This window comes from Rhizobacter sp. (assembly GCF_035702065.1).
GTDB lineage: Bacteria > Pseudomonadota > Gammaproteobacteria > Burkholderiales > Burkholderiaceae_C > Rhizobacter.
Map to the genome: position 1 here is coordinate 1 of NZ_DASSRA010000009.1, position 8,674 is coordinate 8,674.

General features: G+C 68.4%; 9 protein-coding genes. 3 read left to right on the forward strand and 6 right to left on the reverse strand.

Annotated features, from left to right (window positions below; translation table 11 throughout):
* On the forward strand, window positions 1-314 hold a 314-nt coding region (locus VFL64_RS00390), incomplete at its 5' end, for a methyl-accepting chemotaxis protein (RefSeq protein ID WP_489538397.1).
* Between the two features lie 7 nt (window positions 315-321).
* Here the strand turns inward: VFL64_RS00390 and VFL64_RS00395 are convergent.
* The 6 genes from VFL64_RS00395 to VFL64_RS00420 all read right to left on the reverse strand — a co-directional run bounded on the left by VFL64_RS00395 (window position 322) and on the right by VFL64_RS00420 (window position 5,111).
* Complete coding sequence (locus VFL64_RS00395) at window positions 322-651, reverse strand: cupin domain-containing protein (protein ID WP_489538398.1); 330 nt, start codon at window positions 649-651, stop codon at window positions 322-324.
* A 28-nt stretch (window positions 652-679) separates the two neighbouring features.
* Window positions 680-1,624, reverse strand: a complete 945-nt coding sequence (locus VFL64_RS00400) for a lactate/malate family dehydrogenase (RefSeq protein ID WP_489538399.1) — start codon at window positions 1,622-1,624, stop codon at window positions 680-682.
* A gap of 77 nt (window positions 1,625-1,701) precedes the next feature.
* Window positions 1,702-2,133 carry a ubiquinone anaerobic biosynthesis accessory factor UbiT gene (gene ubiT / locus VFL64_RS00405; protein ID WP_489538400.1) on the reverse strand — a complete coding sequence of 144 codons (432 nt, stop codon included), beginning with the start codon at window positions 2,131-2,133 and terminating at the stop codon, window positions 1,702-1,704.
* Entirely contained in the window at window positions 2,130-3,065 is a 936-nt protein-coding gene (locus VFL64_RS00410; RefSeq protein WP_489538401.1) for a U32 family peptidase, read from the reverse strand. Before VFL64_RS00410 ends, ubiT begins: the two co-directional genes overlap by 4 nt.
* Before the next feature lie 18 nt (window positions 3,066-3,083).
* Entirely contained in the window at window positions 3,084-4,097 is a 1,014-nt protein-coding gene (gene ubiU / locus VFL64_RS00415; protein ID WP_489538402.1) for a ubiquinone anaerobic biosynthesis protein UbiU, read from the reverse strand.
* A 111-nt stretch (window positions 4,098-4,208) separates the two neighbouring features.
* Window positions 4,209-5,111 (reverse strand): LysR family transcriptional regulator, encoded by a 903-nt coding sequence (locus VFL64_RS00420; RefSeq protein ID WP_489538403.1) that lies wholly within the window; start codon window positions 5,109-5,111, stop codon window positions 4,209-4,211.
* A 93-nt stretch (window positions 5,112-5,204) separates the two neighbouring features.
* On the opposite strand from VFL64_RS00420, the gene metE reads away from it, so the two are divergent.
* Together metE and VFL64_RS00430 are read left to right on the forward strand one after the other, a co-directional pair.
* The gene (metE, locus tag VFL64_RS00425) at window positions 5,205-7,496 is read left to right on the forward strand and encodes a 5-methyltetrahydropteroyltriglutamate--homocysteine S-methyltransferase (RefSeq protein WP_489538404.1); all 2,292 of its coding nucleotides are present in this window, start codon (window positions 5,205-5,207) and stop codon (window positions 7,494-7,496) included.
* Between the two features lie 61 nt (window positions 7,497-7,557).
* Window positions 7,558-8,674: catalase (locus VFL64_RS00430; protein ID WP_489538405.1), on the forward strand; the 1,117-nt coding region annotated here is incomplete at its 3' end.

The following is an 8,674-nucleotide window of genomic DNA, read 5'->3' on the forward strand; positions in this document are numbered from 1 at the left end:
GTGAGATCCGCGGCCTGGTGCACTCGGCCCAAGGCCACATCGAGTCGGGGGTGAAAGAAGCCGATGCGGCCGCCTCGACCATCCGCCACACCGCGGAAAGCGTGACGCGCGTGGCGCGGCTGATGCAGGAGATCTCGCACGGCGCCAGCGAGCAGCTGACCGGCATCTCGCAGGTGAACGACGCGGTCTCGCACCTGGACGGCATCACCCAGCACAACGCCACCATGGTGGAGCAACTCTCGGCCTCGGCCGCCAGCCTGCGCCAGCGCGCCGACATCGTGGCCGATTCGGTGCGGGTGTTTCACACCGCCTGAGCCACCTTCAAGAAGACAGCACGACCGTCACCAGGGCCGACGCGTCCTGGAGGGCGGTGACGCCATGCACCACGCCTCGGGCCAGGTAGAGCATCTGCCCGGCCCGCAGCACATGGCTCTGGCCGTTTGCCGTGACGTCGATCTCGCCTTCGATGCACTGCACGGTGATCTCGCCGGGCACCTTGTGCGGTGGCAATGACCTGCCGGCCAACAGCACCAGCTGCATCACCTCCAGCTGCTCCGACTTGAACAGCGCGCGGGTCTTCTCGCTTTGCAGGCGCGGCCCCAGGGGCTGCACGTCGATGGGTTGGCCGGGGGTTGCGTGGGGAATCGCCATGGTCGAGCCTGTTGAATGTGTATGGGGATCAGGACATCGCAATGCTGTCCGTCGCTTCCTTCACGGTCTGCGCGCTGCGGCGCAGGGCCTCGCGCTCCGAAGCATCCAGTTCCGGGTAGGCCACCAGATGCGCGCCGCTGCCGTTGACGAGCATGGGCAGCGAGACGCAGACCTCGGGCACGCCTTCGATCTCTTCGTGCACCGTGCCCACCGACAGGATCAGGTTGCTGTTGTGCACGATGGCCTGGCAGATGCGCGCGATGCCGCTGGCAATGCCGTAGTGCGTGGCGCCCTTGCCTTCCTTGATGAGCTTGGCCGCCTCGTGCACCGAGCGCAGCACCAGGCTGCGGCTGGCCTCGCCCAGCTCCTTGCCGGCGCGCTGGAGAAACAGTTCCAGCGGCATGCCGGCCACCGAGGCGCCCGACCAGTGGATGAGCGCCGATTCGCCATGCTCGCCGAGCACATAGGCCTCGATTGCGGGGCCGACCACGCCCAGCCGCTCGGAGAGCAGAGCGCGCAGCCGGGCCGTGTCGAGCGAGGTGCCGGTGCTGATCACCTGTTCGCGCACACAACCGAGCCGGCTGCGCGCCACGGCGGCCAGCGCGTCACAGGGGTTGCTGGCGATGACGTAGATCCCCTCGGGCGCGAGGGGCGACACGCGGTCGAGGATGTCTTCGAGAATGCCTGCGTTGGTGCGCACGAGATCCAGCCGCGTCTGCCCCGGCCTCACGCCCACGCCGGCGGTGATGACGATCACGTCGGCACCCTGCGCGTCGCTGAACTCGCCCGCCCGCACGCGCTCGTGGCCCCAGAAGGCGGTGGCGTGGGCCAGGTCCAGGGCCTGCGCTTCGGCCCGCACGCGCTCGATGTCGACAATGACGATCTGTGCGCTCGGTATGGCCACCGACGCAAACAGGGCCGCAGAGCCGCCGACCAGGCCGGCTCCGACGATCACGATCTTGGGTTGGCGCATCTGGCTCCCTGCGGCTGGTTGTGCAGGGTCCGAGTCTCATGCCAGGCGGCGCGGCTTGTAAAGAGGCTGACGGCGGCTCAGCGTTCGCGCCGCGGCCAGAGCGGGCCGATCGCGTCCAGCGTGTTCTTCAGCACCAGGCCCAGTTCGGTGTCGCCTTCCATCACCAGTGCCCGCTCGAAGAACAGGCGGTCGGGGTCATCCACGCCGCGCATCAGGCGCAGGAAGCTGCGCCCCGGCGCGGCGATGCGCAAGGCCGGCTCGGCGCCATGCGGTGCAGGCGCAAAGCCCGCGCGGTCGAGCCGCAGGCGCATGCGCACGCCCATGTCGGTGACGCGCAACTCCACGCAATGCCCGGCGAGCGCATCGCGTGCATCCACGGGCAAGCGCGGCAGCAACAGGCGGTCGAGCAGGCGAGCCAGCAGCAGCGACGGGGGCGCCACGGGCAGGCGCTCCACGCCCCGCACCAGCTTCTCGTGAACGGGCCGAACCCATTGAGGCAAGCCCATCATGGCGTCACCCAGTTCATGCCGGCGCGCTGGTGGGCATAGCCGTTGACCAGCGGCCCGGGCACGCCCAGGCCGGGCCAGGCGGCCGCGCGCGTGCCGGCAGGTGCGTCGCCATTCATCACCGCGTCGAAGTCATTCAGCACCTTGTCGAAGCCGAAGGCGCACGGTGACAGGCGCAGACGCGAGACGCCCGCCGCCCGCAGCGCATCCCCCTCGCCCAGCAGGCTTTGCACACCGGCCGATTGGGTCTGCGTGCCGTTGAGCACCAGGAAGGGCTCCGACTCGGTGGTGGACAGCAGCAGGCCATCGGCATCTTCCACGCAGCGGAAGCCGCAGGAATCCTTGTGCAGCCGGTGGTGCCGGGCTGTGAAGCAGCGCGCCGAGAACGCGAGCGGCAGCCGGCCGAAGCCCCAGGCCTCGGTGGCGATGGGGGCGCCCTGCGTGGTGTGCACCCGGTCGTGCGGTGGGTTGATGCGCCCGAGCGCGTCCAGGCTCAGCTCCACTGGCGCCACCCAGCGCGCGGCGCCCAGGTCGGCGTGTTCGAGCAGGGCCTCGCGGCTGTAGATGTTGAGATGCGGGCCCAGCACCAGCGGCACGCGACCGGCACACAAGGCCAGGGCCGAGGCGTCACCTGCCTCCACAGCAAACGCAGCCTGCCCCGCCTGGCGCTCGATCAGCCGCAGGTCCGCATCGGTCTCCACCAGCGTCTGCGACACCAGCACCACCTCCTTGCCGGCCGCGCTCAGCTCGCGCCCGAGCGCGAGCCAGTCGTCGAGCCGCAGTTCGCGCCGGCGTGCGCACACCGCCTCGCCCAGCACCACGGTGTGGGCCGGGCTGTCGGCGATGTCGGCATAGAACTGCATGAGGGTGTTGCGCGGCCAGTGGTACAGCACCGGGCCCACGGTCAGCTGGATGGGGAGCGGGTCGTTGTTCATCGTCTTGTGTCATGGGTGTCAGCGCCAGGGCCGGTTGTAGGCCCCGAGCGTGTGCTGCAGGCCTTCGGCGTGGTGGGCCAGCGTGGCCGCCCAGTCGGGCTGCACGGAGTAGCGCGCCTGTGGGTGGCAGGCCGCGTCGATGGCGCTGCGCCACACCCGCGTGACCTGCTGCACGTAGGCCGTGCTGCGCTGGCGGCCTTCGATCTTGATGGCCTTCACACCCAGCGCGATGAGCTCCGGCAACAAGGCCAGCGTGTTCAGGCTGGTGGGTTCTTCCAGCGCGTAGTCGCGCTCGCCGTCCACCGAGAAGCGGCCCTTGCACAGCGTGGGGTAGCCGCGCGGTTCGTCCGGCGCGTAGTGGTCGATCAGCACGCCGTTCAAGCGTGCCTGCACGCCGTCGTCGTCGCTCTCCCAGCGCACCGCTCCGGGTGGCGAGCACACCCCGGCGTTGTTGGGCGACTGGCCGGTGGCGTAGGACGAGAGCGCGCATCGCCCCTCCACCATCACGCACAGGCTGCCGAAGCCGAACACCTCGATGTCGACCCCGGTGTGCTGGATGAGCTGGCCCACCTGCTGCATCGTGAGCACGCGCGGCAGCACGGCGCGCTGGATGCCGTAGCGCTGCCGGTAGAACTCGATGGCCGCATGGCTGGTGGCCGAGGCCTGCACCGACAGGTGCAGGCGCATCTGCGGGTGGTGGTCGCGGCAATAGGCCATCACGGCGGTGTCGGCCACGATCAAGGCGTCGGCACCGAGCGCTGCCGCGCGGTCGACGGCACGCCACCAGGGCGTGGGGTCGCTCGCGCGGGCAAAGGTGTTCAAGGCCATCAGCACCTTCGCGCCGCGCGCGTGGGCGTAGGCCACGCCGGTGCGCACCTGGGCATCGTCGAAGTTGAGCCCGGCGAAGTTGCGGGCGTTGGTGGCGTCTTTCAGGCCGATGTAGACCGCATCGGCGCCCGCATCGACCGCTGCTTGCAAAGCGCGCAGCGATCCGGCGGGGCAGACCAGTTCGGGCGCGGTGGGCTGGGCCACGTGTTCTCCGTTCGTCGTCAAAGCGCCCACACCTCGGCGGGCAACGGCAGCGACTCTAGAGACAGGGAGGTGCGGCTGGCGTTGACCGATCGCAAGCGGCCGCCAAACGGCCTATCGCTTGTCAGTCAGGTTCGCAGACGCGCGAGCCAGCTCCACAAAGGCCTTGACGTAATCAACCTCGCCATCGGCTTCGCGGATGCCCAGGAAGATCTGCTTGGCGATGCCGCGGGGGCCGAGCTTCACCGCCACCACGTTCATCTTGCGGGCGTACTCCTGCACCAGCCAGCGCGGCAAGGCGGCGACACCGCGGCCGCTGGACACCGTCTGCAGCATGATGTCCGTCGTCTCGATGGTCTTGTGCCGCTTGGGCGACACGCCGGCCGGCGTGAGGAACTGGGTGTACACGTCGAGCCGGTCGATGGCCACCGGGTAGGTGATCAGCACCTCGTCCGTCAGGTCGCGCGGCTTCACGTATGACGCCGTGGCCAAGGGGTGCTTGCGCGCCACCACCAGCACCTGCTCGTAGTCGAACACCGGCTCGAAATGCAGACCGGGCTTGTAGAGCGGGTCGGGCGTGACCAGCATGTCGATCTCGTAGCCGAACAAGGCGCCGATGCCGCCGAACTGGAACTTCTGTTTCACGTCCACGTCGACATCGGGCCACGACGCCAGGTACGGCGACACCACCTTGAGCAGCCACTGGTAGCAGGGGTGGCACTCCATGCCGATGCGCAAGGTGCCGCGCTCGCCCTGCGCGAACTGGCGCAACCGTGTCTCGGCCAGGTCGAGCTGCGGCAGCACCCGGTTGGCCACGGCCAGCAGGTACTCGCCGGCCTGCGTGAGGCGCAGGCTGCGGCCTTCGCGCAGCCAGATGTCGGTGCCGAGCTGCTGCTCCAGCTTCTTCATCGAGTGGCTGAGGGCCGACTGGGTCAGACACAGCACGCTGGCCGCCGCCGTGAGGGAGCCTTGCTTGTCGACTTCTTGCACGATGGCCAGGTGGCTGCGCTCCAGCATGTATGAGAGCCGTTCATTGAATGTTGAAGGAATACCATTTTACTTCATGGGTCACCCTGCCTACCCTCGCGGCATCTCTTGACAAGGCAGCACATGACGACCACCCACAACCTCGGCTTCCCCCGCATCGGCGCCAAGCGCGAACTCAAGTTCGCCCTGGAGTCGTACTGGAAAGGGGAATCCACTCGCGACGAACTCAAGGCAATGGGCGCACAGCTGCGCCGCCGCCACTGGAAGAACCAGGCGAAGCTCGACTTCGTGCCCGTCGGCGACTTCGCCTTCTACGACCAGATGCTTGACATGAGCTTCACGCTGGGCAACCTGCCCGAGCGCGTGAGGGGCTTCCACGGCGACGCACTCGACAACTACTTCCGCGTGGCTCGCGGTCGTTCCGCCAAGGGCACCGACGACCACGGCGCCTGCTGCGGCGGCGTGGCCGCCGGCGAGATGACCAAGTGGTTCGACACCAACGACCACTACATCGTCCCCGAGTTCAGCGCGGCGACGCAGTTCAAGCTCGATGCCACCCGCCTGGTCGAGCAGCTGGCCGAAGCGCGCGAGCTGGGCATCGCCGCCAAGCCGGTGATCGTCGGCCCCGTGACCTACCTCGCGCTGGGCAAGGCCAAGGACGACTCCGACAAACTCGCCCTGCTCGACCGCCTGGTGCCGGTCTACTGCCAGCTGCTGGACACCCTGGCGGCCCACGGCGTGGAGTGGGTGCAGATCGACGAGCCCATCCTCGTCACCGAGCTCGGCACCGACTGGCAGCACGCCTTCAACACCGCCTACCACCACCTGAAGAGCTGCCGCGTGAAGCTGCTGCTGGCCACCTACTTCGGCCAGCTGCAGGAGAACCGCTACCTCGTCGCCAACCTGCCGGTGGCCGGCCTGCACCTGGACGCCATCAACGGGCGTGACGACATCGCGCCGCTGCTCAACCTGCTGTCGCCGCTGAAGGTGCTGTCGCTCGGCGTGATCAACGGCCGCAACATCTGGAAGACCGACCTCAACGCCACGCTCGACTGGCTGCAGCCCTTGAAGGAGCGCCTCGGCGACCGCCTGTGGATCGCGCCCTCGTGCTCGCTGCTGCACGTGCCGGTCGACCTGAACAGCGAGCAGAAGCTCGATGCCGACGTGAAGTCGTGGCTGGCCTACGCGCTGCAGAAGCTCGATGAACTCGACGTGCTGGCCCGCGCCTTGAAGAACGGCCGCGTCTCCGTCAAGCCAGAGCTCGACGCCAACCGCGCCGCCGTCGAAGCCCGCCGCAGCTCGCCGCGCGTGCACAACCCGGTCGTGCAAGCCGCCGTGGCCAGGCTGGCCGCCTCGCTCGGCCAGCGCACGAGCCCGTATGTTGAACGAGCCGCAAAGCAGTCCGCCCTGCTCCGCCTGCCCGCCTACCCCACCACCACCATCGGCTCATTCCCGCAAACGGCCGAGATCCGCCACGCCCGCAGCGAGTACAAGGCCGGCCGGCTCGACGAGGCCGGCTACCAGGCCGCCATGCGCGCCGAGATCGAGCGCAGCGTGCGCGAGCAGGAGGCCCTGGGCCTGGACGTGCTGGTGCACGGCGAAGCCGAGCGCAACGACATGGTCGAGTACTTCGGCGAGCAGCTCGACGGCTACGCCTTCAGCCAGTACGGCTGGGTGCAGAGCTACGGCTCGCGCTGCGTGAAGCCGCCCATCCTCTTTGGCGACATCAGCCGCCCGAAGGCGATGACGGTCGAATGGACCCGCTACGCCCAGTCGCTCACCCAGCGCCCGATGAAAGGCATGCTGACCGGACCGGTGACCATCCTCAACTGGTCGTTCGTGCGCGACGACCAGCCGCGCTCGGCTTCGTGCTACCAGCTCGCCCTGGCCATCCGCCAGGAGGTGCTCGACCTGGAACAGGCCGGCGTGCGCGTGATCCAGATCGACGAGGCCGCCCTGCGCGAAGGGCTGCCGCTGCGCAAGTCGGAGTGGAAGAGCTACCTCGACTGGGCGGTCGAGTCCTTCCGCATCACCGCCAACGGCGTGGCCGACGAGACGCAGATCCACACCCACATGTGCTACTCGGAGTTCAACGACATCATCCAGTCGATCGCCGACATGGACGCCGACGTGATCACCATCGAGACCTCGCGCTCCGACATGGAGCTGCTCGACGCCTTCGAGCACTTCAAGTACCCCAACGAGATCGGCCCGGGCGTGTACGACATCCACTCGCCCAACATCCCGACGCAGGAGCACATCGTGCAGCTGATGAAGAAAGCCGCCGAACGCGTGCCGGCCGAGCGGCTGTGGGTCAACCCCGACTGCGGGCTGAAGACCCGCCAGTGGGGCGAGGTGATTCCCGCACTGCGCAACATGGTGGCGGCGGCCAAGATGCTGCGCCAGTCGGCCTGAGGGCGCGATCTGTCTTTGGCACGCGGTGTGCCCCTGATAGCGACCACTACCAGGGGACGACATGGCAAAGAGAACTCCACCCGCGAAGAGCGCGCCCAAGGCTGCTGCACGCAATACCGACAGCGGCCCGGCCCGCTCGTCACCCGCACCCGACGGCGACGCTGCCGCGCTGAAGGCCGAGCACACCGAAGCGCTGGCCGGCGCGATGCCGTACAACCCGAACAAGGCCGGTGAACACGGCTACGCGCACGGCGTGGCGCCAGAACCCGGTGCGACCGCAACGCCGGCCTCGCGGCTGCCCACCGGCAGCACCCTCTCGGAAGCCCACGGGTCGGCCAAGGTCGGCACGCTCGCCGGTGAGGGGCACAACGCCACCATAGGCCCGCTGGATCGGGTGCGCGTCGACTCGTCCGGCCAGGCGTTGACCACCAACCAGGGCGTGCGGATCGCCGACAACCAGAACTCGCTGAAGGCCGGCCCGCGCGGGCCGGTGCTGCTGGAAGACTTCATCCTGCGCGAGAAGATCACGCACTTCGATCACGAGCGCATCCCCGAACGCATCGTGCATGCGCGCGGCTCGGCGGCGCACGGCTTCTTCGAGTGCTACGAGGCTTTGCCTCGCTTGACACGCGCCGCGCCGTTCCAGGAAAGCGGCAAGCTGACGCCGGTGTTCGTGCGCTTTTCCACCGTGGCAGGCGAGCGCGGCAGCAAGGACACCGCCCGCGACGTGCGCGGCTTCGCGGTCAAGTTCTACACCGACGAGGGCAACTGGGATCTCGTGGGCAACAACATGCCGGTGTTCTTCATCCAGGACGCGATGAAGTTCCCCGACCTGGTCCACGCCGTGAAGCCCGAACCGCATCACCAGATGCCGCAGGCCGCGAGCGCCCACGACACCTTCTGGGACTTCGTGTCGCTCATGCCCGAGTCGACCCACATGCTGATGTGGGTGATGAGCGACCGCGCCATCCCCCGCTCATACGCCACGATGCAGGGCTTCGGCGTGCACACCTACCGCATGGTCAACGCCGAGGGCGAATCGGTGTTCGTGAAGTTCCACTGGGCGCCGCTCCTCGGCACGCACTCGCTCGATTGGGACGAGGCCGTGAAGATCTCGGGCGCGGACCCCGACTTTCATCGTCGCGATCTCTGGGAAGCCATCGAGGCCGGCGCGTTCC